The following is a 23,988-nucleotide window of genomic DNA, read 5'->3' as shown; positions in this document are numbered from 1 at the left end:
CGAGGTCCGGGCAGCCGGCGCAGCGGAATCGTTCAGGCGAGCGACAGGTTCGCGCCACCGGTCGTTCATCGATTGCAGCCCGGCCGTTCGAACGGCCTCGGTACCTTGTCGCTTGTCACCGAAGACGCGACACACGGAAGGACACACACGACACCATGACTGCACACCTCAGAAAACGGGGCGCACGCGCCGCCGCGGCGCTCGCCATGGCCGCGCTCATGGCGGGATCCGGGCTCCTGCTCGCCGCACCCGCCAACGCCGTCGAGGGCGACCGCATCACCGACAACGGCGGTGCGGCGCGCTTGGACGGCGACCGCACCCAAGCGCTGCGCGACGCGCTCGTCGACGGCCCCGCCAAGAACGTGATCCTGATCATCGGAGACGGCATGGGCGACTCCGAGATCACGGTGGCCCGCAACTACACCCAGGGCGCCTCCGGGTCCTTCGCCGGCATCGACGCGCTCCCCCTCACCGGCCAGTACTCGACCTACTCCGTGACCAAGGACGGCACCGTCGACTACGCCTCGGAGTCGGCCTCGACCGCGAGCGCCTGGTCGACCGGCACCAAGGCTGTCGACGGCAGCCTCAGCGTCGACTACGCGGGCAACCCGCAGTCCACTCTGCTCGAGCTGGCGAAGGCCAACGGCAAGAAGACCGGCAACGTCTCGACCTCCGCGATCCAGGACGCCACCCCCGGCGCAGAGGTCGCGCACATCTCACAGCGAGGCTGCTTCGGCCCGGACGAGACGAGCCAGCGGTGCACGCCGGAGGCGGTCGAGAACGGCGGCCTCGGATCGATCAGCGAGCAGCTGCTGAACGTGCGCCCCGACGTCACCCTCGGGGGCGGCTCGGAAAGCTTCAACCAGACCGCGAAGGGCGGCCAGTGGAAGGGCCGCACGCTCGTCGAGCAGGCTCAGGAGCGCGGATACCAGCTGGTGAACGACGCGGCGGGTCTGAACGCGGTGACCGCGGCCGACCAGCAGCAGCCGCTGCTGGGCCTGTTCGCCGACGGCAACTTCCCGGTTCGCTGGCAGGGCCCCCAGGCCACCGTCGGCGGCGGCGACCTCGCCCCGCAGGCCTGCACGCCGAACCCCGAGCGCCTCGACACGGGGCTCTCGCTCGGCTCGCTCACCTCGAAGGCGATCGGCCTGCTCGACAACCAGAAGGGCTTCTTCCTCCAGGTCGAGGGCGCGAGCATCGACAAGCAGGATCACGCGGCCAACGCGTGCGGCCAGATCGGCGAGACCGTCGACCTCGACGAAGCCGTGCAGTCGGCACTCGACTTCGCGAAGACCAACGGCGACACCCTGGTGCTGGTGAGCGCCGACCACGCGCACACCAGCCAGATCCTGGGCAGCACGCCCCCCGGGGCGAGCGTCAACCTGCTCACCCAGGAGGGCCAGTCCATGATCGTCGGCTACACCAACGCCGAGCCGGGTTCTTCGATGCAGCACACCGGCTCCCAGGTACGGGTCGCCGGATACGGGCCGGGCGCCGGGAACGTGGTGGGCCTGCTCGACCAGACCGACATGTTCTTCATCTCCGCGAACACCCTCGGGCTCAACCGGGATCTGCCGGCGCTGAGCGCTGACGCCACGATCTCCGCCAGCGCCTCGGAGGTGAAACCGGGCGAGGAGTTCACGGTTGCCGTCGAGGGCATGGACGCCGACTGGCAGGCCAGTGCGTCCCTCGGCTCGGAGGCTCTGGGACAGCAGGACGTGAAGAACGGCTCCGCGACCTTCACGGTGACCGCTCCGAAGACCCTCGGCGAGCAGACCGTGACGGTGACCGGCTCGAAGACCGGCACGAGCCTCTCCACGGCCGTCTCGGTGGTCGAGACCCCGGCTCCCGCCCCGGCCCCGGGCCCCGAGCAGCCCTCGGATCCGCCCGCGGGCGCCGGCGGCGGCTCGGGCGGCGGCGGCGGTCCGCTCGCGACCACGGGCGCGCAGCTGCCGATCCTGCTCGCCGTCATCGCGCTGCTCGCGCTCGGCGGCGGCGCGGCGATCGTCGCCAGGCGGCGCCGAGTCGGCATGAATCTCTAGGGGCTGAGCCTCCCGAAGAGACCGGGCCCCGGAGGGGCGGTGCGGATCCGCGCCGCCCCTCCGGGGCCTTCGCGATCCCGAGCGCGAGCGGAGCCGCTCGGTGGCGCGCCGCCCGGCCGGGTCGCCGATCCGGGGCGGCGGCCTCTCACCGCACCGGATCGGGGGTCAGCAGCGCCAGCTCGCGCAGCACCGCGAGCACCTGCTCGTGCCGGTTGAACGTGTAGAGGTGGATCGACGGGGCGCCGCCCGCCAGCAGTTCCCGCGCCAGCGCGACGGTGTGCTCCACGCCCAGCTCGGGCGCGTATCCTCCGAGCTCCTCGATCTCCTCCTCGAGCCCCTCGGGCGCCGGCCGGCCGGCGAGGGCTGCGACCTTGCGCAGCTGCGCGCTCGTCGACACCGGCATGAGACCGGGCAGGATCGGGATCGCGAGCCCCGCCGTGCGCGCATCGCTCGCGAACGACAGGTACTCCTCCGCCCGGAAGAACAGCTGCGTGATGGCGAGCTGCGCCCCGGCCTCCTGCTTCGCGATGAGCCACTCGATGTCCTCGGCGCGCGAACGCGACAGCGGGTGCCCGTTCGGATAGGCCGCGACCGCGGTGCGCCCCACACTCGTGAGCGGCGGCCGTTCGGCGCGGGCCTCGGCGATCAGTTCGGCGAGTTCGAGCGAGCTGAGCGAGCCGGCGACGCGCGGGTCGTCCTCGCTCAGCCCGCGAGGCGGGTCCCCCCGCAGCGCGAGGAAGTCGTGCACGCCGGCGTCCATGACGCGGTGGATGGTCTCGCGCAGCGCCTCGCGGCTCTCGCCCACCGTGGTGAGGTGCGCGAGCGGCAGCGCGTCGGTGTGGTCGCGCAGGTACCTGAGCAGGTCGAGCGAGGCGTCCCGATTCGAACCGTTGGCTCCGTAGGTCACCGAGATGAAATCGGGGCCGGCCGCGGAGAGGTGCTGCACCGCGTGCCCCAGCGCGAGCGCGGCGGCGCCGCTGCGGGCGGGGAAGACCTCGAAGGAGAACCTCGCCCGGGTCGGGGTGCTCCCCGTCAGCAGCACGGCGCTCACGACGGGCCCCCGTCTCGCGGGGCGGGCTCACGCCGGGAAGCCCCCCGGGCGGCGCCGTGTCCTGCGTGGGAGACCGGCTCCGCCGGAGCGCCCCCGCTCAGCTCCTCGCTCGCGAGCACGGTGCCCCTCACCCGCGCCGCGATCTTCGCGAATGCGACCTCGCGAGCGAAATCGGGGGATCCGTGCCGGGGCTTCTCATCGATGAGGTACGGCGAGAAGCCGCAGTCGTCGGTGGAACCCAGCAGCTCCGCCGGAACGAACCGGGCCGCCCGCACGAGCTGCTCCCGGATCTCCTCCGCGGTCTCGAGCCTGGGGTTCACGGGGCTCGTCACGCCGAGCAGCACGCGCGGCGCAGCGGCGGACGTTCGTGAGCGGTGGCGCAGCTGCCGCCCGACGAGACGGGCCACCCGATCCGGGTCGCCCTCGCTCGCCGCCTGCACCAGGAAGTACCCCGCCTCGATCTGGAAGAGCTCGGGAATCAACGCTGCGTAGTCGACGTCGGCGCTGTGCGCCGAGTCGTTGTCGTTTCCGGGGCAGGTGTGCACGCCGACCGCGGCGCGCTCGGCGTCGGGCAGCAGGTCGAGCACCCGGTTGATGAGCTCGATGAATCCGCCGAGCGCCTCGGGACCGGCCCACGGGGCGCGCACGTCGCGGCGCAGCGCGAGCCGCCCCTCGGTGAAGTCGATCGTGACGCGCGAGGCGCCGGCTGCGAAGCACCGACGGATGTCCTCGGCGCAGCCCGCCACGACGTCGTCGAGGAACTCCTCGCGGGCATACCCGGCGAGGCCCTCGGCGGGCACCGTGAGCGAGAGCATCGACGGGGAGATGACCGCCTGCTTCAGCGGGAGATCGGTGAGCTCGCGCGCCGCCGCGACGTCGTCCGCCGCCCAGGAGCGGAAGGCGAAGGGCGCCCGCGCGAGGCTCGGGATGACCCGGTGGTGCCCGTCGGCGAACACCGCGAACACCGGCCCCTCCTCCACGTCCTCGGTGCCGAGCGGGTAGCTCGCAAAGCTCTGCCGGCGTTGCTCGCCGTCGCCGACGATCGGCGATCCGGTCGCAGTCAGCCGCTCGAGGGTGTCGCGCACCGCGCGATCCTGCTCCGCCCGCAGCTCGGCCCGGGCGATGAGGCCGGTCTCGGCGTCGAGCACCGCCCGCTGCAGGCGGGCGGGCCGCGGCAGAGAGCCGACGGACTCGGTGGGGAGCCCGCCGGCGGGCCAGGGGTCGGCGGCCCCGGGGTCGTCCCCCGGCGCCGCGCCGCTCGCCTCGCCGCAGCCCGGGAGGGTCACGCCACCCCCGCGCCGCTCAGCCGGGCCTCGCGGACGGCCCGCGCCGCCCGCACGAGGTTCGTGAGGCTCGCCACGGTCTCCTCGTAGCCGCGGGTCTTGAGGCCGCAGTCGGGGTTGACCCACAGCTGCTCGCCCGGGATGCGGGAGGCCGCGATCCCGATGAGCTCGGTCTGCTCCTCGACGCTCGGCACGCGGGGCGAGTGGATGTCGTAGACGCCCGGCCCGATCCCGCGCGAGTAGCCGTGCGCGCCGAGCGGCTCCACCACGTCCATGCGGCTGCGCGCCGCCTCGATGCTCGTGACGTCGGCGTCGAGCCCGTCGACCGCGTCGATGATCTCGCCGAACTCCGAGTAGCAGAGATGGGTGTGGATCTGCACCTCGGGGGCGGCCCCCGAGGTCGCGAGGCGGAAGGAGCCGACCGACCAGTCGAGGTACGGCGCCTGGCGGTCGGCGTCGAGCGGCAGCAGCTCGCGCAGCGCCGGCTCGTCGACCTGCACGATCCTGATGCCCGCCTCGACGAGGTCGCCGATCTCGTCGCGCAGGGCGAGTGCCACCTGCGAGGCCGTGTCGGAGAGGGGCTGATCGTCGCGCACGAACGACCAGGCGAGAATCGTGACCGGCCCGGTGAGCATGCCCTTGACGGGCTTCTCGCTGAGCGACTGGGCGTACGAGGACCACTCGACGGTGATGGGGGCGGGCCGCGAGACGTCGCCCCACAGGATCGACGGGCGGGTCGCGCGAGTGCCGTAGGACTGCACCCAGCCGTGCTCGGTCACCGCGAAGCCGTCGAGGTGCTCGGCGAAGTACTGCACCATGTCGTTGCGCTCCGCCTCCCCGTGCACGAGCACGTCGAGCCCGATCTGCTCCTGCAGGCGGATGACGCGCTCGATCTCCCCGCGCAGAAAGCCGTCGTACGCCAGCTGGTCGATCTCGCCGCGGGCGAACGCGGCGCGCGCCCCGCGGATCTCGGAGGTCTGCGGGAAGGATCCGATGGTCGTGGTCGCCAGCTGCGGGATGCCGAGCGCGCGCTGGGCCTCGCGGCGCTGCTGCTCCGGGGCGCGGCGACGGTCGGCGTCGGTCACGCCCGCGACGCGGCTGCGCACGCCGTCGACGCGCACGCCGGGCGCTGCCGCGCGATCCGCCAGCACCCGATCGACCTCGGCCAGCTCGGCCTCGATCGCAGCCGCACCGTCGGCGGCGCCGCCCTCCGCGAGTCCGCGTGCCAGGATCGCCACCTGCTCCACCTTCTGATCGGCGAAGGCGAGCCACGACTTCAGGCGCGGGTCGAGCTTCGACTCGTCGTTCACGTCGTGCGGCACGTGCTGCAGGTTGTTCGAGGTGCCGATCACCGTGTCGATGCCGGCGTCCTGCAGCCGCGCGGCGAGCCCGAAGGCGGCGCGCAGATCGGTGCGCCAGATGTTGCGCCCGTCGACGACGCCGGCGACGAGCTGCTTGCCGTCGAAGGCCCGCGCGAGCTCGCCCGAGGCGAGCTCCTCCTGCGGCAGCGCTCCGCGCACGAGATCGGCCTGCACCGCCTCGACCGGAAGCGCGGCGAGGCGGGTCAGCGCCCGTGAGGAGTCGCCGTACGGGGCGGTGAGCAGGATCGACGGCCGATTGCCGGCGGCGCCGAGCACGCGGTAGGCCCGCTCCACGAGCGCGAGCGTCTCCTCGCGCGGGACCGGCAGCGAGTCGGAGACGAGTGCCGGCTCGTCGAGCTGCACCCAGTCGGCCCCGGCCTCGGCGACCGACTCGAGCACAGAGGCGTAGGCCGCGAGCGCGTCGTCGAGGCGGTCGATCGGGCTGAAGCCCTCGCCCGCCTCGTCGGACGCCTTGGCCAGCAGCAGGTAGGTGATGGGACCCACGAGCACCGGGCGGGACTGGATGCCCTGCGCCCGGGCCTCGGCGATCGGCGCCACGAGGGCGGCGGCGTTCGCGGCGAACGCCGTGCGCTCGTCGATCTCGGGCACGCTGTAGTGGTAGTTCGTGTCGAACCACTTGGTCATCTCGAGCGGCTGGTGGTCCTTGTCGCCGCGGGCCAGCGCGAAGTAGACGGCGAGGTCGCCGCCCTCCACGTCGGAGAAGCGGGCCGGGATCGCGCCGAGCGCCAGCGTGGCGTCGAGCAGCTGGTCGTAGAAGCTGAAGCTCTCGGGCACGGCGCCGCCGCGGGCCGGCAGGCCGAGCTCGACCAGTCGCGCGCGGGTGGCGGCTCGCAGCTCCCGGGCCGCCTCGGCCAGTTCGGCCTCGCCCGTGCCGCCCCTCCAGAACGACTCGACGGCGCGCTTGAGTTCGCGGCGGCGACCGAGGCGAGGGTAGCCGAGGATCGTGGCGTTGGGCAGGGGCGTCGTTGCGGGCATGCGGGTCCTTCGCGTCGGGAACTGGGATCGCGCCCGAGCAGGGGCGGGCGCAGCGGAACGGGGACCAAGCTACACGCTCCGCCCGGCACCGGCGCGGGATGTTGCAGCATATGTCGCGGGGACGGCCTCGTCCGGGGCGCGCACCGGCCGACTGGATTTCTTGATCCGAGTACAACTATTCTGATGAGGTGACTTTCCAGACCGCCCGCACCGCACCGCAGCCTCCGTCGTCCCCGCCGACCGCGCCACCGCGGGTCGAGATCTCGATCGCGGGCCTCGACCCCGGCTTCGTCCCCTACGACGAGGGCCTGCGACTGCAGCGCGAGGCGGCCCGGCGCGCCCGGGCGCGCGATCCCGAACGCCCCTCGGAAGCCCGCGGCACCGTGCTGCTCCTGGAGCACGAGCCCGTCTACACGGCGGGGCGGCGCGCAACGCCCGACGAGTATCCGACCGACGGCAGCCCGGTGGTCGCCGTCGACCGCGGGGGCCGCGTCACCTGGCACGGTCCGGGCCAGCTCGTGGGCTACCCCGTCGTCGTGCTTCGTCCCGGCGTGGGAGTCGTCGACTTCGTCCGCCGCCTCGAGGGTGTGCTGATCGACGTCTCCTCCGAGTTCGGCGTCTGCGGATACCGGGTCGAGGGCCGCACGGGCGTCTGGGCGCGAGGCGCGTCCGGCGACGAGAAATACGCGCAGATCGGGCTGCACGCCAAGGACCGGCTCATGACCCACGGCTTCGCGCTCAACTGCAGCAACTCACTCGAGCCCTTCGCCCGCTTCGTTCCCTGCGGCATCGCCGACGCCGGCGTCGCGTCGCTCAGCACCCTCGCCGGCACGGCGGTCACCCCGTCAGACGTGGTCCCTGTGCTGCTCCCCCGCCTCCTGGCCGCGCTCGAGGAGGTCGTCGCGTGAGCGCGAGGAACATCGGCACGCCGCTGTCCGAGGCGCTCGAGGCCCGGCAGGCGGGATCCGATGCGGCCGGGCGCCCCGCCCCGCCCCGCCCCGCCGGGCCCGACGGCCGCCCGCTGCTGCGCATCGAGGCGCGCAACGCGCAGGTGCCGATCGAGCGCAAGCCCGAGTGGATCAAGACGCGGGCCCGGACGGGCCCCGAATACACCGAGCTGCGCGGCCTGGTGGAGCGCGAGGGGCTGCACACGGTGTGCCAGGAGGCCGGCTGCCCCAACATCTACGAGTGCTGGGAGGATCGCGAGGCCACGTTCCTCATCGGCGGCTCCATCTGCACCCGGCGCTGCGACTTCTGCATGATCACCTCGGGCAAGCCGCTGCCCCTCGACCTCGACGAACCGCGCCGCGTCGCGGAGTCGGTGCGCACCATGAACCTGCGCTATGCGACCATCACCGGCGTCACCCGCGACGACCTCCCCGACACCGGGGCCTGGCTGTACGCCGAGACGATCCGCCAGATCCACGAGCTCAACCCCGGATCCGGCGTCGAGGTGCTCGCCGACGACCTCGGAGGCCGTCCGGAGGATCTGGCGCGGGTCTTCGAAGCCGCTCCCGAGGTGTTCGCCCACAACCTCGAGACGGTGCCCCGCATCTTCAGGCGGATCCGCCCCGGCTTCCGCTACGACCGCTCGCTCGGCGTGCTCTCGCAGGCGGTCGCGGCGGGCATGGTCACGAAGTCCAACCTGATCCTCGGGATGGGCGAGACCCGCGAGGAGATCACGGGCGCCATGCGGGATCTGCGCGACGCGGGCTGCCACATCCTCACGCTCACGCAGTACCTGCGCCCCTCGAAGCTCCACCACCCCGTCGACCGGTGGCTGCGGCCCGAGGAGTTCGTCGAGCTGAAGGCCGAGGCCGGCGCCATGGGGTTCGCGGGGGTGCTCGCCGGGCCGCTCGTCCGCTCCTCCTACCGCGCCGGACGGCTGTGGGGCGAGACCATGGCGAAGCTGGGTCGCGAGGTGCCGCAGCACCTCGCGCACCTCGCCGAGCGCACCGCGGCGTCGTTCCCGCAGGCGGTGTGACGCGGGTCGCGCGGCACGCCGCGGCCCGCGCGCGAGGCTACGCCACGTACGGCTCGAGCTTCGCGAGCATCTCCGCGGTCACGTACGCGCGTACGCGCGTACCCGCCTCGACGTACTCCGTCGACAGCACGCGGTTGCGCTCGTGCATCTCGGACACCAGCTCGCCGCGGTCGTAAGGGATCACGGCGGTGACCTCGCGATCCGGAACCGGCAGCGCCGCGTCGATGCGCCGCCGCAGCTCCTCGACCCCCTCGCCGGTGCGCGCCGAGACGAACACGGCGCCCGGCACCAGCCCGTGCAGCACCAGGCGCTGCGAGTCGTCGAGCAGATCGGACTTGTTGAAGGCCACGAGCTCCGGGATGCCCTGCGCGCCGACCTCGGCTATCACGTCGCGCACGGTGCGCAGCTGCGCCTCGGGATCGGGGTGGGATCCGTCGACCACGTGCAGGATCACGTCGGCTTCGCCCACCTCCTCGAAGGTGGAGCGGAACGCCTCGACGAGCTGGTGCGGCAGATTGCGCACGAAACCGACCGTGTCCGCGTAGGTGAAGCGGCGCCCGTCGGCCGTCTCGGCCTGGCGCACGGCCGTGTCGAGCGTGGCGAAGAGCTGATTCTGCACCAGCTCCTGCGTGCCGGTCAGGCGGTTCAGCAGCGACGACTTCCCCGCGTTCGTGTATCCCGCGATCGCGACCGACGGCACCTCCCCGCGCTTGCGGCCCGCGCGCTTGGCGTCGCGAGCCGGGGCGAATCCGGCGATCTGCCCGCGCAGCTTCGACATGCGGCTGTGGATGCGGCGGCGGTCCAGTTCGATCTTGGTCTCGCCGGGGCCGCGGGATCCCATGCCCGCGCCGCCCGAGCCGACCTGGCCGCCGGCCTGGCGCGACATCGACTCGCCCCAGCCGCGCAGGCGCGGCAGCAGGTACTCGAGCTGCGCGAGCTCGACCTGGGCCTTGCCCTCGCGGCTCTTGGCGTGCTGGCTGAAGATGTCGAGGATCACGGCCGTGCGGTCGATCACCTTGACCTTCACCACGTCCTCGAGCGCGCGGCGCTGGGACGGCGCGAGCTCCGTATCGGCGACGACCGTGTCGGCCCCGAGCGCGGCCACGAGCTCCGCGAGCTCCTGCGCCTTGCCCTTGCCGAGGTAGGTGCTGGGATCGGGGGTGCCGCGGCGCTGCAGGAGGCCGTCGAGCACGCGTGCGCCGGCGGTCTCGGCGAGCGCGGCGAGTTCGCGCAGGGAGTTCTCGGCGTCCTCGAGCGGTCCGTGCGAGTAGACCCCGATGAGCACGACGTTCTCGAGGCGCAGCTGCCGGTACTCGACCTCCGTCACGTCCTCGAGCTCGGTCGAGAGCCCCGCGACGCGCCCCAGCGAGGCGCGGTCCTCGCGCTCCATGCGGATCGCCTCGAGATCCTCCGCGAGCCGGTCGTGCGCCTCGTCGCCGAGCGCCTGAGCGCCGGTCGCGAGCAGGTCGGTGCCGCGGTCCCGGATCACCGTCGCGGATCCGAATCCCGCGGCGCGCGCGAGCACCCGGTCGAGCGGGTCCGAGAAGGTGCCGCCGTCCTCCTCGCCGGTGCCGACGGATTCGGCGTCGAACTCGTCGGCGTCGAACGTGAGGTCTGAATCGTCTGAGAAGGATTTCGTCATCTGGCCTCCAGTGTACGCCGGATCATCCCGGGCGTGTCGGCCGTTCGCCGAGAGCGGGATCGGCCACCCGGATCCCCGGTGCACCCGGCGCACCCGGCGCGGCGTCAACTGGAATACTGGAGGGGTGACGCAGCACTACTTCTCGGAGACGCCCTCGGGCGAGTACCGGCCCCGCGAGATCGAGGTGGTGCTGGCGGGCGCGCCCCGCACCGTGACGACCGCGGGCGGAGTCTTCAGCCCGGAGCACCTGGACCGCGGCACGGCCGTGCTGCTGCGCGCGCTCGAGCGCGAGTCGGGGCCGGCCGGCGAGGGATCGGGCCCGATCCTCGACATCGGCTGCGGCTGGGGGCCGATCGCGCTCTCCGCGGCCCTCGAGACCCCCGGACGGGAGGTCTGGGCCATCGACGTCAACGAGCGCTCCAGAGAGCTCACCCGGGAGAACGCGGCGCGCCTCGGCCTCGCGAACGTGCTCGTCCGCGCGCCGGAGGAGGTCCCGGACGAGCTCCGGTTCGCGGGCATCCGCTCGAATCCCCCGATCCGGGTGGGCAAGGAGGTGCTGCACGGGATCCTGCGCCGATGGCTGCCCCGGCTCGTCGACGGCGGGGCGGCTCACCTCGTCGTGGCTAAGCATCTCGGCGCCGACTCGCTGCAGCGCTGGATCGGCGCGGAGTTCCCGGAGCTGACGGTGGATCGCGCCGCCCGGGACAAGGGCTTCCACGTGATCCGCGCGCAGCGCTGAGGGCGCCCCGGCGGGACGGGCGCCCGGCGCCGGTTATCGGAGCAGTCGCTCTCGCTCGACCGGGTCGGAGGCCACGGAGAGCGCGGCCACGGCCAGACCGTACGCCGCATCCTGCACCGCTCGATCCGCCGACTCCGAGCTGCCGTGGGCGGCGAACTCCGCGGTGTGGTGAGCGGCCCCGCCCACCTCGTATCCGATCATCGGGTGCAGACTCGGCACGATCAGAGAGACGTTGCCGAAATCCGTCGAGGCGACCGCCTGACGGCTGAAGGCCACGGTTCTGCCCCGATCCACCATCGCCTCCTGATACGCGAGGCACAGCGCCTCGTCCTGTTCGAGCTGGGAGAAGCTGTTCCCCGGCTCGGCGATGTCGAGCGCGCAGTCGGTCGCGAGAGCGCCGGCCTGCAGGCACTTCCGGATCCGCGCCGTGATCGTCTCCAGCGCCTCGCGGGTCGGGGCCCGCATCTCGACGCGCCCGCGTGTGCGCTCGGGGATCACGTTCACGGCGGATCCGCCCTCATCGATCACGACCGAGACGATCGAACCGCTCGGCAGCTGCTGCCGCGCCAGCGCGATCGAGGTCTGCGCGATGACCGCCGCGTCGAGCGCGTTGACGCCCTCCGACGGGGCCGCGGCGCAGTGGGCGGCGCGACCGGTGTACTCGAACGACCACATCGTCATCGCCAGGGACGAGTTCCCCACGGAGTCCGATCCCGACGCATGCGCCATGAGCGCGATATGCGCGCCGTCGAGGAATCCCTCGCGGATGAGATCGATCTTGCCGCCGCTCGTCTCTTCAGCCGGGGTCACGAGCGCCGATACGGTCAGGTCGGCTTCCTCGGCGATGTCGGCCAGTGCGAGCGCCGCGCCCAGCGCGGCCGCGGCGTTGACGTTGTGTCCGCAGGCGTGGCCGATATCGGGAAGCGCGTCGACCTCGATGCAGCACACGACGGTGAGAGCGCCGTTTCCGCGCCGCACCGCAAGCGCTGTCGGCGCCGACGGCTGCCGTTCGTCGCAGACGAAACCCGCGTCGGCGAGCTGCTGCGCGATGCGGTGCTTCGCACGGTGCTCCTCGCCGCCGAGTTCGGGATCGCCGTGCAGTTCATGGCTGAGCCGGATCAGCTGCGGGGCGCGCGCCTCGACGGTGGCCGCGATCCGGGCCCTCAGTTCACCGCGCGAGCCCGGCTTCACTCCGTCACCCCGATGGTTCCGGTGGCGCTGACCCGGTACTGCGGGCGACGGTAGCTGAAGCCGGCGATCCCGGCGCAGAGCGCGGCCACGGCGAGCACCACCCAGATGGCCCAGAGGCCGCCCTCGGAGATCTTGCCCGCTTCGGTGACCGACGCGGCCGAGATCATGCGGATCATCGCCGCGCCGACCGCGATGCCCACGGAAAGCGCGAGCTCGTTGAGACCCGCGGCCGATGACGTCTGGTGGATCGGCACCCCCTCGACCGAGAGGGCTCTGGTCGCGGCCTGGTACATGCCGAGCGACACGTTGAACAGGGTGAAGCCGAGGCAGTAGAGCACGAAGCTGCGGTGTCCGAACAGGATCGTTGAGAACCCCGCGGCGAGGATCACGCCCGCGACCAGCATGGTGATGTTCTCCCCGATGACGGACATCATCCTGACCGTGACGAGGGAGGAGAGCAGCGAGGCGATCGAGGTGAGCGCGAGCACCGTGGCCACCCCGAACGGCGAGAGGCCGAAGCCGTAGCCGACCTCCTGGGGGTCCGCGTGGAGGAAGATGCCGTTCGTGCCGAAGTAGCTGATCGTCGCGAAGCCGAAGAAGAAGGTCGAAACCGTGATGGAGCGGATCTGAGGGATCCGGAGCATCGAGAGGTCCAGGAAGGTGCGGCGCTTGGCGGTCTTGCGGCTGTCGATCCAGACCCAGATCGTCAGCAGCGCGACGCCCAGGATGCCGGATCCCAGCGTGCGCACGTCGAACCAGCCCCACTCGGGCCCCATCGCCAGGGCCACGACGAAACCGATCAACCCGAGCGAGCAGGTGGCGAGCGGGAGCACCGCTAGCGGCTGACGGGTCGGCGTGCCGGCGTCGGGGAGCACGAAGGTGGCCGCCAGGGAGAGCACGGCGATCGGCACGGCGATCCAGAGGCCGCGTTGCGGGTCCTCTGCTCCGACGAGGCCGGCGATGAGACCACCGAACCCGACGGTGATCATGAGCACGCCGATCATCACGCTGACGCCGTTCCGGGTGTGCGCGGGACTGGTCGTGCGGAGGATCCCCATCATCAGCGGGATGAAGCCCACCACGCAGGTGAGCAGAACGATCCCGATGGTGATGGTGATCAGCGAGGGCGCCACGGCCATCGCGAGCGCGCCGATGGAGACCGCGACGGTCGACCAGCGCAGCACCAGGCGATAGCCGTAGCTGTCTCCGAGCCGAGACACGATCGGCGTCATCACCGCGAACGACACGTTGGAGATCAGGAAGAGGCCGTTGATGCCGGGGTCGTCGATCCCGATCACCGGCCCCAGCGCCGGCAGCAACGGCGGGAGGTAGCCCTGCGTCACGCCGCTGAGCATCTCGACGACGCCCATGGCGAGGATGATCAACACGATCGAAGGCACCCGTGAATCGGATCGTAGCTGGGAGGTCTGTGCGGTCATAAGAGTCCTTGAACGGGGTGTAGCCGCGGCTCTGCGGCTCAACGCACATCGTGCGAAGCAGCATCAGCGTATGAACGACCGCAGGATATTCTTCTAGAATGCACGAATCAGAAGTCAACGAGCAGATTCTGCACGATTCTGCCAACCTCTCCGAATCCGATCTGGAGCTCATCAACGCGCTGCAGATCGACCCTCGCGCGAGCTGGTACCGGCTCGGCGAGGTGCTCGACGTGGCCCCCTCCACGCTCTCGCGACGCTGGCAGGCGCTCGTTCAGGCGGGGCTCGCGTGGGTGACGACGGCCCCTGGAGCGCATCACCTCGACAGCGGTTCCACGGCCTTCGTGCTGCTCAGCGTGAAGCCCGGCCGCATCCCCGCAGTGCTCGAGGGCCTGAGAGCGGAGCCGATGTTCGGCACCATCTCGCAGATCGCCGGCACGCACGATCTGCTCGTGGACTGCCTCACCCCGACCGCCGCCGACCTGACCGGGCTGCTCTCCCGCGGCGGAGACATCGCCGAGGAGGTCATTCAGCGCGAAGCGATGGTGGCGACTCGACTGCACCGAGACGCCACCCGGTGGCGCGCCGGGGCGATCGAACGGGGGAAGGCCCGGCAGATCGGCGAGGGGGTCGGCGGCCGAGCCGCGTCACCCGTGCGCGACTCGATCGATGCCGGGCTCATCGACGCACTCGGCGTCGACGGGCGGATGAGCTGGACCGAGCTCGGGGAGCGGTGCGGCGTCGCGCCGGCCACCGCCCGACGTCGAGTGGAGAGCCTGCTGGCGGCGGGAGCGTTCTCCCTCCGCTGCGACGCGGCCGCTCCGCTGAAGCAGGGGCGACGCGGCATCACGCTCCTGCTCGACGTTCCCGCGGCACACCTCGAATCCGTGGGGCGCTGGTTCAGCGGGCGGCTCGACTGCCGCGTCTGCGCCGAAGTGGTGGGGCAGGCGAATCTGCTCGTCACGCTCTGGCTGCAGACCTTCGCCGAGCTCCACGCCTGCGAGATCACGGTCACCGGCCTCGCTCCGGGAACTCGAGTCGTCGGACGCCACATCGAGCTCTCCACGGTGAAGCGGGTGGGCGTGCTGCTGGACGAGCACGGTCGAAACCGGGGCCGGGTGCCCCTCACCCTCGTGGACCGCGCGTAGCCCTCGACCGCGGGCATCCCTCGTCATCCCGCGCGCAGAACGACCGGAACCGCACGCTCGCCCTGTCACCCGTCATCCTGCGCGCAGTCGCAGGATCCAGACGCGTGAATCCCGCGACTCGCCTGACGCAGGACGACCGGAAGGCAAGCCTCTGCGCCAGCGCGCACCGGGGCCGCCCGCTACGGCAGCTCGATCTCCCCGCGGTAGACGAGCTCGGCGGGGCCGCTGAGCGAGACGTGCTCGCCCTCCTCCGTGGCGAACATGCGCACCGCCAGGCGCCCGCCCGGGACGTCGACGCGCCAGTGGTTGGGCATGCCCTCGCCGCCCCAGTACCGGAAGGCGAGCGCCGCCGCGGCCGTGCCCGTGCCGCAGGAGAGCGTCTCCCCCACCCCGCGCTCGTGCACGCGCATGCGAATGCAGGCGATGCCGTCCTGCACCAGCGGATCCTCGGGGACCACGAACTCCACATTGGCGCCCCCGGCGGGCGCGGGATCGAGCGAGGGCGCCCGCGTGAGGTCGAGGCCCTCGAGCTCGCCCACGTGCGCGAGCGCGGTGACGACGTGCGGGTTGCCGAGATCGAGACCCAGGCCGGGGCGAGCCACCTCGAGCCCGTGAGCCGAGACCAGCCGTTCCTCGGCGAGCCGCCAGCGCCCCAGGTCCACCGTGTAGCCCGAGACGCCCGCGAGCACGTCCTTCACCCCGGCGCGGGTGCCGATGGGCAGGGTGTCGCGGCGCTCGGGCGCGACGAGCCCCTCGGCGATCAGATAGTGCGCGTAGACGCGGATCCCGTTGCCGCACATCTCGGCGGGAGTGCCGTCGGCGTTCCAGTAGTCCATGAACCACTCCGCCTCGGGCTCGACGTCGAGGATCGCGGCCCCCTCCGGGATCGCCCGCGAGCGCACCGCCCGGATGACGCCGTTCGCGCCGACCCCGAAGCGGCGGTCGCAGAGGAACCTGATCTGCTCGGGGGTGAGCGGGCGCTCGCCCTCCGAGTCGGTGAAGAGCACGAAGTCGTTGCCCGTGCCCTGGCCCTTGGCGAATGAGAGCGTGGTCATTGCTCCAGTTTACGGGACGGCAAGCGGCGGCCGGCCCCGGTCCCGCGCTCAGTACATGATGCTGAGGAAGGGCTCCTCATCGATCCGCAGCGCCGCGTCGAGCTGCGCGACGGCGCAGGCGTCGCCCCGCAGCCGCCCGGCCTCCGCGAGCGAGCGAGCCGCGACGCCGCCGAGGTAGAGCGACGACAGCTCGGCCACTCCGATCTCGATGTCGGCCTCGGCGCCGGTGGTACCGGGGGTGCCGGGGGCGCCCCCGGCGGAGACAGCGCGGCAGGTGCCGTCGGCCGCGCTCTCCACCCGCCACGCTCCGTCGGCGAAGCCGAGCGGGTCCGCGACCCGCAGCACGATATCGAGCGGCGCCGCGAGCCGGCGAACCGCGAGCACGGCCGGCAGGTCGAGGATGCGCAGCCAGCCGTGATCCTCGACCGTCCGGGTCGCGGCCCGCGCATCCGCGAGCAGCCACGGCAGCGGCTCGTCGACCGGTCGGGATCCGGCTGCGACGGTGCCGACGAGATCGTGCTGCAGCGCGAACCGCCACAGCGCCGCGCGCGCCTCGGCCGTCTCGCCGATCAGGTGGCGGATCTCGAGGCGCGAACGCGCCCAGTCGGCCTCGGACCCCGCGATGCGGAAGACCATCGCCCCGCGCATCTCACCGGCGGCATCGAGGTAGCGCACCCCGCGAACGCCTTCCCCGTGCGGCTCCCCCGGCTTCGCCCCCGAGAGCTGCCGCCAGCGGACCGGCCAGCCCGCGATCTCACCGATGCGCGCGTGGCGCGTGCGCTCGTGAAGCCGCCCGAGCGCCTCGGCGGTGGCCTCCCGGTCGAGGTACTGCAGCGAGCCGCTCGGCTCGGCACCCGCCCACCCCGCCCTGCGGGTGTCGACGGTCCAGCGGGCGTGCCAGGTGGCAGGCCCGAAACCGTAGCGCCCGTAGATGGTCGCCTCCGACGCCGTGAGCCCGGCCATGGGAACACCGGCCGAGGCCGCGGCCCGCAGTTCCCCCTCGAGCATGGCGCGAGCGATCCCCCGGCGGCGATGCGTCGGCGCCACCGTGACCTCGCTGACCGCCCACATGGGCAGCTCGCCGCCCGGAACGGTCAGGGGCGCGATCCAGGAGCCGACCGTGGCCACCGGCAGCTCGGCCTGCGGACTCGTCTCGTCGTAGACGCCGATCATGCGGCGCCCCACTTGACCGGGCCGGGAGCCCGCGACCACCCTCTCGGCGGGCTCATCCTCGATGAAGCCTCGAGCGACCGCCCGGATGAAGCCGTCGAACCCCGCCTCGTCGGACGGGTCGACCCGACGGTAGTCGAGGCCTGCCGATCGGAGCCGCTCGCGGGAGATCCGGTCCAGTTCCACGGTTCGTACGTCCGGCTGAATCATGACTCCAGCCTATGGGCCACGGGCTGCCGTTCGGGATTCGACGGGTGGCGCGGCCCCCGGCGCTCAGCCGAGGTCCAGCCTGTGCAGATCCTGCCCGCCGATCCAGGTGATGCCCGGGTAGCGCTTGAACCAGCTCACCTGTCGGCGCGCGTAGCGCCGGGTGAGCGCCTGCGTCTCGGCGATCGCATCGGCGCGGGTCGCGTCGCCGCGCAGCTCGGCGAGCGCCTGCGCATAACCGATGGCGCGGCTCGCGGTCTTCCCGCTCTCGAGGCCGTTCGGGATCAGCCCGCGCACCTCGTCGAGCAGCCCGTCCGCCCACATCTGCTCGACGCGTCCGTCGAGGCGCTCGACGAGGGTCGAGCGCTCGCAGTGCAGTCCGACAACGGCGGTCTCGGCGCACCACAGGGCGGGCTTCTCGGGCAGGGTCACGCGCGCGTCACCGCCGATCATGGCGACCTCGAGGGCGCGCACGACGCGGCGCGGATTGCGGGCGTCGACGGCCGCGGCCGTTGCGGGGGCGAGCTCCCTGAGCCGCGCGAGCAGCGGATCGACGCCGCTCTCGTCGAGTTCTGCTTCGAGCCGCGCGCGCAGCGCGTCGTCCCGAGGCGGGAACGCGAAATCGAAGACGACACTCGACACGTAGAGACCCGACCCTCCTACCAGGATCGCATCGGCGCCGCGCGCGCGGATCTGCTCGATGACGGAGCGAGCCGCGGGCTGGTACCGGGCGACGGCCGCCTCCTCGCTCGGCTCGAGCACGTCGAAGAGGTGGTGCGGGATCCCCCGCCGCTGCGCGACGGAGAGCTTGGCCGTACCGATGTCCATGCCGCGGTAGAGCTGCATCGCGTCGGCGTTGACGATCTCGGCGGGGCGACCGGTCGCGGCGAGGCGCTGGGCGAGAGCGAGTGAGAGCGCCGACTTGCCGGTGCCGGTCGCGCCGACGATCGCCCAGAGGCGGGGCCGCGACCCGGTCTCAGTCACGGGTGCGAATGGTCGGCAGCCCCAGGCTCACCGCCAGCGGAGCTTCGCCGGTCGGCGGCGCGGGCACGCCGCAGCTGTCGGCCCGGCGCCGATCCCACGCATCGCCGGCGCGCGTGCGCCGCACGGCGTAACCGCCCCTTCCGTCGCCTCCTCCGGCTGCGGCGGTCGGGGCGTCGGCATCGGCGATGAGGAAGTGCGGGGCGGCGGCCGTCACCGGTACGGTCACCACGTCGCCGGGCCGCGGCTCCTCGGCTCCCCGAGGCACCGCGAAGTGCACCAGGCGGTTGTCCTCGGCCCGGCCCGAGAGCCGTCGGGTCTCGGCGTCCTTCTTGCCCTCGCCCGCCGACACGAGCACCTCGACGGTGCGGCCGATCTGCGCCCGGTTCTCCTCGAGCGAGATGCGCTCCTGCAGATCCATGAGCCGCTCGTAGCGCTCCTGCACGACCTGCTTGGGGACCTGATGCTCCATGGTCGCGGCGGGCGTGCCCGGCCGGATCGAGTACTGGAAGGTGAAGGCGCTCGAGAAGCGCGACTGCTCGACCACGCGCAGCGTGTCCTCGAAGTCCTCGTCGGTCTCGCCCGGGAAGCCGACGATGATGTCGGTCGTGATGGCGGCGTGCGGGATGCGCTCCCGCACGGCGTCGAGGATGCCCAGGAATCTCTTCGACCGGTAGGAGCGGCGCATGGCCCTGAGGATCGAGTCCGAGCCCGACTGGAGCGGCATGTGCAGCTGCGGCATCGCGTTGGGGGTCTCGGCCATCGCCGCGATCACGTCGTCGGTGAACGCTGCGGGGTGGGGGCTCGTGAAGCGCACGCGCTCGAGCCCCTCGATCCCGCCCATGGCGCGCAGCAGCTTGCCGAAGGCCTGGCGGTCGCCGAACTCGACCCCGTAGGTGTTGACGTTCTGCCCCAGGAGCGTGACCTCGATGGCCCCGTCGTCCACGAGCGCCTGAACCTCTGCCAGGATGTCGCCCGGGCGGCGATCCTTCTCCTTGCCGCGCAGCGAGGGCACGATGCAGAAGGTGCAGGTGTTGTTGCAGCCGACCGAGATCGACACCCAGCCGCTCGACGCGGAGTCGCGCTTCGTGGGCAGCGTCGACGGGAACACCTCGAGCGCCTCGAGGATCTCGACCTGCGCCTCCGCATTGTGCCTGGCTCGTTCGAGCAGCTGCGGCAGCGAGCCCATGTTGTGCGTGCCGAAGACCACGTCGACCCACGGGGCCTTCTCCACGATGACGCCCTGATCCTTCTGCGCGAGGCAGCCGCCGACCGCGATCTGCATGCCCTCGCGCTCGCGCTTGACTCCCGCCAGATGGCCGAGATTGCCGTAGAGCCGGTTGGCGGCGTTCTCCCGCACGGCGCACGTGTTGATGACCACCACGTCGGCGAACTCGGGATCGTCGGCAGAGACGTATCCGGCCGCCTCGAGGGAGCCGGACATGCGCTCGGAGTCATGCACGTTCATCTGGCACCCCAGGGTGCGCACCGTGTAGCTGCGGGGACTCCCGTCGGGCCGGAGAGCTGCGGGTGACGGCGCGATCACGGTGGGGCCGGCTGTTGCGAGACTCATGGGCACCAGTTTACCGGCGTACCGCCGGAGCTCACTGGAAGCGGACGCCGGAGCGGGGACGCGAGGCAGCGTCGAGCGCCTCACGGGCCGCACGCATCGCGGGCTCGCCGGACCAGCCGCGTCGGGCGAGGAAGCCGAGCAGCCGGCGCTCCGCGACCTGAGGATCGAGGCCCTCGAGCTTGGCGGCGCGTGCCCGAGCGGTTTCGCGCAGCAGCGCGAACTCCTCGTCGACGTCGAGCTCGCCCAGCGCCTCCTCGATCGCCGGGTCGGGGAGCTTGCGCTCCCGCAGCTTGACCCGGATCTGCGCTCGGCTCGCGCGCTTGGCGCCGCGCAGCTTCTCGGTGAGCAGCCGCGCCAGACCGAGGTCGTCGAGATAGCGAGCGCTCTCGAACTCCGCGATCACGTCTTCGACCTCGTGGACCCCGTGGCCGAGACGCAGCAGCTCGTCTCGCAGCTCCCCGCTCGACCGAGCCCGGCGGGCCAGGAGGCGAACGCCGTCCGCGCTCGCGGACGGACGCTCCTCCGTCCCCTCCGCCGCTGCAGAGGCGTCCCCTGCGGCGAGAGGCTCCTCCGTCTCCGATGCCGTCCCCTCCGCCGCCGAGCCCTCCGGTGCCGCCCCCTCCGCCGCCGACCCCTCCGGTGCGCCCCGTCCGTGTCGCTTCAGTCGCGAACGCAACTCGACGACCTCGGCGAGGTCGCCCCGATCGGACGCCGTTTCCGAGGGACGCTCCCCGGGAGCCGGCAGAAACCGAACCGCCACGGCGCTAGGCGCTCGCGCGCTGCTGCGGGCTGCTCATCGGGACGACCGGGGCCTCGGCCGTCCCGGTCTCCGGCGCCGTCTCCTCGCCGCGCCCGTTCACGCCGAGCTTGGTGAGGATCTTCTCCTCGATCTCCGTCGCGATATCGGGGTTCTGGATGAGGAAGCGGCGGGCGTTCTCCATGCCCTGCCCCAGCTGATCGCCGTCGTAGGTGAACCAGGCGCCGCTCTTCTTGATGAGCCCCTGCTCCACCCCGTAGTCGATCAGCGAGCCCTCGCGCGAGATGCCGACTCCGTAGAGGATGTCGAACTCGGCCTGTTTGAAGGGCGGGGCCATCTTGTTCTTGACCACCTTGACGCGAGTGCGGTTGCCCACCGCGTCCGTGCCGTCCTTCAGCGTCTGGATGCGGCGGATGTCGAGCCGCACCGAGGCGTAGAACTTGAGCGCCTTGCCGCCGGAGGTGGTCTCGGGGCTGCCGAAGAACACCCCGACCTTCTCGCGCAGCTGGTTGATGAAGATGCACGTGGTCTTCGTGGCGTTGAGGCTGCCGGTGATCTTGCGCAGGGCCTGCGACATGAGCCGGGCCTGCAGGCCGACGTGGCTGTCGCCCATCTCGCCGTCGATCTCGGCCTTCGGCACGAGCGCCGCCACCGAGTCGATGACGACCAGGTCGACCGATCCGGAACGGATCAGCATGTCGGCGATCTCGAGCGCCTGCTCTCCCGTGTCGGGCTGCGCGACGAGCAGCGCGTCGATATCGACGCCCAGCTTCTTCGCGTACTCGGGATCGAGCGCGTGCTCCGCGTCGATGAAGGCGGCGATGCCGCCCGCGCGCTGGGCGTTCGCGATCGCGTGAAGCGTGAGCGTGGTCTTGCCCGACGACTCGGGGCCGTAGATCTCGATGATGCGACCGCGCGGAAGGCCGCCGATGCCGAGCGCCACGTCGAGCGCCACCGAGCCGGTGGGGATCACCTCGACGGGAGCGCGCTCGACGCTGCCCATACGCATGATCGCCCCTTTGCCGAAGTTCTTATCAATCTGCGCGAGTGCGGCCTCGAGCGCCTTCTCGCGATCCTTGGGTGCTGCCATGGTCCTGCTCTCCTTCGTCATGTGCGCGGCCACGCCGCCGGGTTGCTGCCTACCGACTGTCCTGACCCGTGAGGGCGGACAAGGCGCGGTGGCCGATTGCTTCACACCCTAGAAGAAACCACCGACACTGACGCGCCGGACGGCAAATCTGTGGGTGAAAGAGCGAATCAACTCACCTGTGCACGAAGGTAGCACTTTTCGAACACATCTTCGAACACCCCTTGGCGTGTCGCGCGATTCCGCGCATCAGTCGCGAGGGTCGCGCAGACCACGACCGTGGCGGCGCTGCTCGGGGACGCCGAGGTCGACGCAGAGCGCATCCCACACCACGTGCGCCGCGACGCCGCGCTCGAGCGCCTCGTTCGCCGTTCCGTCGAGCGCCACCAGCCAGTGATCCCGCAACAGCACGCCCGCGTAGTCGGCGCCGAACTCCGCGATGCACGCGCGGCGGAACTCGCTCAACCGCATGGAGTCGCCGCTTCCCCGTTCCGCGGCGGCCGCGCCGCCTCGGCGTTCGCCCCGAAACGGCGAAGCGCCCGGACCGCGAGGGCCGGGCGCTCGAACCGCGCGGCGCGCGCGCGGAAGCCTGCTCGTCGCACCGGGTTACGACACCAACTCGGGCGCGTAGTCCGAAACCAGGTCCGCAGGAATCGTGTCGGGAACGCGATTGGCCAGCGGCACCGAGAGGCCCTCGACTACTGCCAGACGCTCGCTCACCTCGCCCATGATCACCGAGAGCGGAGTGTCCAGCGCGTCGGCAACCGCGGCGAGAATCTCACTCGACGCCTCCTTCTGCCCGCGCTCGACCTCGCTCAGATACCCCAGCGCTACGCTCGCCTCTCCAGCGACCTGGCGCAGCGTGCGGCCCTTCTGCAAACGGAAGTCGCGGAGCACGTCGCCGATCTCCTGACGCATCAGCACCATGTAGCCCCTCCTTCACTCGCACGACCGGGATCGTGCTTCCACCATACCCGCTCGCAAGCGGGATTGCCGCTGCGGGAACACCGTTTCAGTCTGATCGATGTCACTGGGAGTAACCCCGGGACTCGCGTGGCTATTCCTGAAACTTCTCTGAACTTGAGCGAATCAGACTCAAGTTTGGGTGAGTTCCGATATCTCGAGGGTCAGCATGTCGAGGGCCGCGTGCACCGCGGCCTCTCGAATCTCGGCTCGATCTCCCGGCAGCATGAAGCGCCGAGCGAACGTGCGCTCACCCGTGCTCAGTCCGATCCAGACCGTACCGGCCGGCTGCCCCGTCTGCGGATCCGGATCGGGACCGGCCGCTCCGGTCGTCGCGATGCCGACATCGGCGGGCAGCGGAGTCGAGCCGGGTGCTCGCGGCACCGCGCACGCCGAACGCACCCCGGAGGCCATCTGCCTCGCCACCGACTCGTCCACCGGGCCCCTGTCGCGCAGCAGTTCGGGATCGACCCCGAGGAGCGACCGCTTCAACCACGTGTCGTAGGCGACGATCCCGCCCGAGAGAGCGCGGGACGCGCCGGGGATGGCCACCAGTGCGTCGACCAGCATCCCCCCGGTGAGCGATTCGGCGACGGCGATCCGCAGCCCGCGCGCCGCCGCCCACTCGATCGCGGCGGCGGCCGCCGCTCGGTGCGCAACGCCCGGTTCGCCGCCCGCACCCGGCTCCTCGAGCCGACTCGGCCCGCCGGAACCGGAGGCGGTCATCGCGTTCCCCGGCGCCCGCGCACGAAGGCGAGGATGTAGTCGATTCCGCTCAGGACGGTCAGCAGCACCGCGGCGGTCATGGTCACGACGTTCGCCCAGTAGGCGAGCGGCGCGGCCGGGCCGAGCACGCTCGCGAGCGGCAGCAGCGCGAGCGTGATGGCGACGGACTGCGCGACCGTCTTCAGCTTGCCCATCCAGGCCGCCGCGACCACGACGTCGTGCACGATCATGAGGCGGTGGACGGTGATGCCGATCTCCCGCACCAGAACGACGACGGTCACCCACCACGGCAGCTCGCCGAGAATCGACAGACCGACGAGCGCCGCTCCGGTGAGGAACTTGTCGGCGATCGGATCGAGCAGCTTTCCCAGGTCGGTGATGAGACCGCGGGATCGCGCGATGTGCCCGTCCCACGCGTCCGTCGCGATGGCCACCACGAAGAACACCGCGGCGGCCCAGCGCAGCGCTCCGTTCTCGCCGCCGTCGGCGAGGAGCATCCAGACGAAGAACGGCGTCGCGAGAATGCGCACGCCCGTGATGATGTTGGGCGCGTTCCAGTTGCTCGGCTTCGTCGCGCCCTGCTGCCCGCTCGTCAT

21 protein-coding genes are annotated in these 23,988 nt (G+C 71.8%); 5 read left to right on the top strand and 16 right to left on the bottom strand.

Annotated elements, in window-relative coordinates; genetic code table 11:
• Positions 1-155: 155 nt before the first annotated feature.
• Positions 156-2,042, top strand: a complete 1,887-nt coding sequence (gene phoA, locus D1J51_RS01775) for an alkaline phosphatase (protein ID WP_162903608.1) — start codon at positions 156-158, stop codon at positions 2,040-2,042.
• A gap of 145 nt (positions 2,043-2,187) precedes the next feature.
• On the opposite strand, the gene D1J51_RS01770 is transcribed toward phoA, so the two are convergent.
• From D1J51_RS01770 to metE, 3 genes are read right to left on the bottom strand one after another with little or no spacing between them, the layout of a single operon-like run.
• A complete protein-coding gene (locus tag D1J51_RS01770) occupies positions 2,188-3,093 on the bottom strand; it encodes a methylenetetrahydrofolate reductase (RefSeq protein ID WP_119073438.1) in 906 nt (301 codons plus the stop codon).
• Positions 3,090-4,379: a uroporphyrinogen decarboxylase/cobalamine-independent methonine synthase family protein gene (locus tag D1J51_RS01765; protein WP_240422755.1), complete on the bottom strand. Its 1,290-nt coding sequence runs from the start codon at positions 4,377-4,379 to the stop codon at positions 3,090-3,092. Before D1J51_RS01765 ends, D1J51_RS01770 begins: the two co-directional genes overlap by 4 nt.
• Entirely contained in the window at positions 4,376-6,733 is a 2,358-nt protein-coding gene (metE, locus tag D1J51_RS01760; protein WP_119073437.1) for a 5-methyltetrahydropteroyltriglutamate--homocysteine S-methyltransferase, read from the bottom strand. Before metE ends, D1J51_RS01765 begins: the two co-directional genes overlap by 4 nt.
• A 188-nt stretch (positions 6,734-6,921) precedes the next feature.
• Between metE and lipB the strand changes: the two genes are divergently transcribed.
• Positions 6,922-7,641, top strand: a complete 720-nt coding sequence (gene lipB / locus D1J51_RS01755) for a lipoyl(octanoyl) transferase LipB (RefSeq protein ID WP_119073436.1) — start codon at positions 6,922-6,924, stop codon at positions 7,639-7,641.
• Positions 7,642-7,754: 113 nt separating this feature from the next.
• Entirely contained in the window at positions 7,755-8,717 is a 963-nt protein-coding gene (gene lipA / locus D1J51_RS01750) for a lipoyl synthase (RefSeq protein ID WP_240422781.1), read from the top strand.
• Positions 8,718-8,754: 37 nt separating this feature from the next.
• On the opposite strand, the gene hflX is transcribed toward lipA, so the two are convergent.
• Entirely contained in the window at positions 8,755-10,359 is a 1,605-nt protein-coding gene (hflX, locus tag D1J51_RS01745; RefSeq protein ID WP_119073435.1) for a GTPase HflX, read from the bottom strand.
• Between the two features lie 124 nt (positions 10,360-10,483).
• Here hflX and D1J51_RS01740 point away from each other — a divergent pair, with 124 nt between their 5' ends.
• Positions 10,484-11,098, top strand: coding sequence for a class I SAM-dependent methyltransferase (locus D1J51_RS01740; RefSeq protein ID WP_119073434.1), 615 nt, complete (start codon positions 10,484-10,486; stop codon positions 11,096-11,098).
• Positions 11,099-11,131: 33 nt separating this feature from the next.
• Here D1J51_RS01740 and D1J51_RS17780 read toward each other — a convergent pair whose 3' ends face one another.
• Both D1J51_RS17780 and D1J51_RS17775 read right to left on the bottom strand, forming a co-directional pair.
• Positions 11,132-12,289, bottom strand: coding sequence for an amidohydrolase (locus tag D1J51_RS17780; protein ID WP_162903607.1), 1,158 nt, complete (start codon positions 12,287-12,289; stop codon positions 11,132-11,134).
• A complete protein-coding gene (locus tag D1J51_RS17775; protein WP_162903606.1) occupies positions 12,286-13,689 on the bottom strand; it encodes an MFS transporter in 1,404 nt (467 codons plus the stop codon). The genes D1J51_RS17780 and D1J51_RS17775 overlap by 4 nt, the downstream gene beginning before the upstream one ends.
• A 137-nt stretch (positions 13,690-13,826) precedes the next feature.
• On the opposite strand from D1J51_RS17775, the gene D1J51_RS01730 reads away from it, so the two are divergent.
• A complete protein-coding gene (locus D1J51_RS01730; protein WP_119073433.1) occupies positions 13,827-14,873 on the top strand; it encodes an Lrp/AsnC family transcriptional regulator in 1,047 nt (348 codons plus the stop codon).
• Positions 14,874-15,052: 179 nt separating this feature from the next.
• Here D1J51_RS01730 and dapF read toward each other — a convergent pair whose 3' ends face one another.
• The 10 genes from dapF to pgsA form a co-directional block, all read right to left on the bottom strand.
• Positions 15,053-15,928, bottom strand: a complete 876-nt coding sequence (gene dapF, locus D1J51_RS01725; RefSeq protein WP_119073432.1) for a diaminopimelate epimerase — start codon at positions 15,926-15,928, stop codon at positions 15,053-15,055.
• Positions 15,929-15,976: 48 nt separating this feature from the next.
• A complete protein-coding gene (locus tag D1J51_RS01720; RefSeq protein WP_119073431.1) occupies positions 15,977-17,308 on the bottom strand; it encodes a GNAT family N-acetyltransferase in 1,332 nt (443 codons plus the stop codon).
• Positions 17,309-17,371: 63 nt separating this feature from the next.
• Positions 17,372-18,289 carry a tRNA (adenosine(37)-N6)-dimethylallyltransferase MiaA gene (gene miaA, locus D1J51_RS01715; RefSeq protein WP_119073430.1) on the bottom strand — a complete coding sequence of 306 codons (918 nt, stop codon included), beginning with the start codon at positions 18,287-18,289 and terminating at the stop codon, positions 17,372-17,374.
• Entirely contained in the window at positions 18,282-19,859 is a 1,578-nt protein-coding gene (miaB, locus tag D1J51_RS01710) for a tRNA (N6-isopentenyl adenosine(37)-C2)-methylthiotransferase MiaB (RefSeq protein ID WP_119073429.1), read from the bottom strand. Before miaB ends, miaA begins: the two co-directional genes overlap by 8 nt.
• 31 nt (positions 19,860-19,890) lie before the next feature.
• Positions 19,891-20,619, bottom strand: a complete 729-nt coding sequence (locus tag D1J51_RS01705) for a regulatory protein RecX (protein ID WP_119073428.1) — start codon at positions 20,617-20,619, stop codon at positions 19,891-19,893.
• A gap of 4 nt (positions 20,620-20,623) precedes the next feature.
• The gene (gene recA / locus D1J51_RS01700) at positions 20,624-21,706 is read right to left on the bottom strand and encodes a recombinase RecA (protein ID WP_119073427.1); all 1,083 of its coding nucleotides are present in this window, start codon (positions 21,704-21,706) and stop codon (positions 20,624-20,626) included.
• Positions 21,707-21,952: 246 nt separating this feature from the next.
• Positions 21,953-22,174 carry a DUF3046 domain-containing protein gene (locus tag D1J51_RS01695; RefSeq protein ID WP_119073426.1) on the bottom strand — a complete coding sequence of 74 codons (222 nt, stop codon included), beginning with the start codon at positions 22,172-22,174 and terminating at the stop codon, positions 21,953-21,955.
• A 135-nt stretch (positions 22,175-22,309) separates the two neighbouring features.
• Positions 22,310-22,630, bottom strand: a complete 321-nt coding sequence (locus D1J51_RS01690) for a helix-turn-helix domain-containing protein (protein ID WP_119073425.1) — start codon at positions 22,628-22,630, stop codon at positions 22,310-22,312.
• 168 nt (positions 22,631-22,798) lie between these two features.
• A complete protein-coding gene (locus D1J51_RS01685; RefSeq protein WP_119073424.1) occupies positions 22,799-23,392 on the bottom strand; it encodes a CinA family protein in 594 nt (197 codons plus the stop codon).
• Entirely contained in the window at positions 23,389-23,988 is a 600-nt protein-coding gene (gene pgsA, locus D1J51_RS01680) for a CDP-diacylglycerol--glycerol-3-phosphate 3-phosphatidyltransferase (protein ID WP_119073423.1), read from the bottom strand. Before pgsA ends, D1J51_RS01685 begins: the two co-directional genes overlap by 4 nt.

The organism is Leucobacter sp. wl10, assembly GCF_003569785.1.
Lineage (GTDB): Bacteria > Actinomycetota > Actinomycetes > Actinomycetales > Microbacteriaceae > Leucobacter.
This window is presented reverse-complemented; position numbering and strand designations above follow the sequence as displayed.

Bases quoted from the DNA above. Each gene is read 5' to 3' on its own strand.
- metE (WP_119073437.1), bottom strand. From the start codon at position 6,733: ATGCCCGCAACGACGCCCCTGCCCAACGCCACGATCCTCGGCTACCCT.
- dapF (WP_119073432.1), bottom strand. From the start codon at position 15,928: ATGACCACGCTCTCATTCGCCAAGGGCCAGGGCACGGGCAACGACTTC.
- recA (WP_119073427.1), bottom strand. From the start codon at position 21,706: ATGGCAGCACCCAAGGATCGCGAGAAGGCGCTCGAGGCCGCACTCGCG.
- D1J51_RS01690 (WP_119073425.1), bottom strand. From the start codon at position 22,630: ATGGTGCTGATGCGTCAGGAGATCGGCGACGTGCTCCGCGACTTCCGT.
- D1J51_RS01720 (WP_119073431.1), bottom strand. From the start codon at position 17,308: ATGATTCAGCCGGACGTACGAACCGTGGAACTGGACCGGATCTCCCGC.
- phoA (WP_162903608.1), top strand. From the start codon at position 156: ATGACTGCACACCTCAGAAAACGGGGCGCACGCGCCGCCGCGGCGCTC.
- D1J51_RS01695 (WP_119073426.1), bottom strand. From the start codon at position 22,174: ATGCGGTTGAGCGAGTTCCGCCGCGCGTGCATCGCGGAGTTCGGCGCC.
- miaB (WP_119073429.1), bottom strand. From the start codon at position 19,859: ATGAGTCTCGCAACAGCCGGCCCCACCGTGATCGCGCCGTCACCCGCA.
- hflX (WP_119073435.1), bottom strand. From the start codon at position 10,359: ATGACGAAATCCTTCTCAGACGATTCAGACCTCACGTTCGACGCCGAC.
- pgsA (WP_119073423.1), bottom strand. From the start codon at position 23,988: ATGACGAGCGGGCAGCAGGGCGCGACGAAGCCGAGCAACTGGAACGCG.
- D1J51_RS01685 (WP_119073424.1), bottom strand. From the start codon at position 23,392: ATGACCGCCTCCGGTTCCGGCGGGCCGAGTCGGCTCGAGGAGCCGGGT.
- D1J51_RS01730 (WP_119073433.1), top strand. From the start codon at position 13,827: ATGCACGAATCAGAAGTCAACGAGCAGATTCTGCACGATTCTGCCAAC.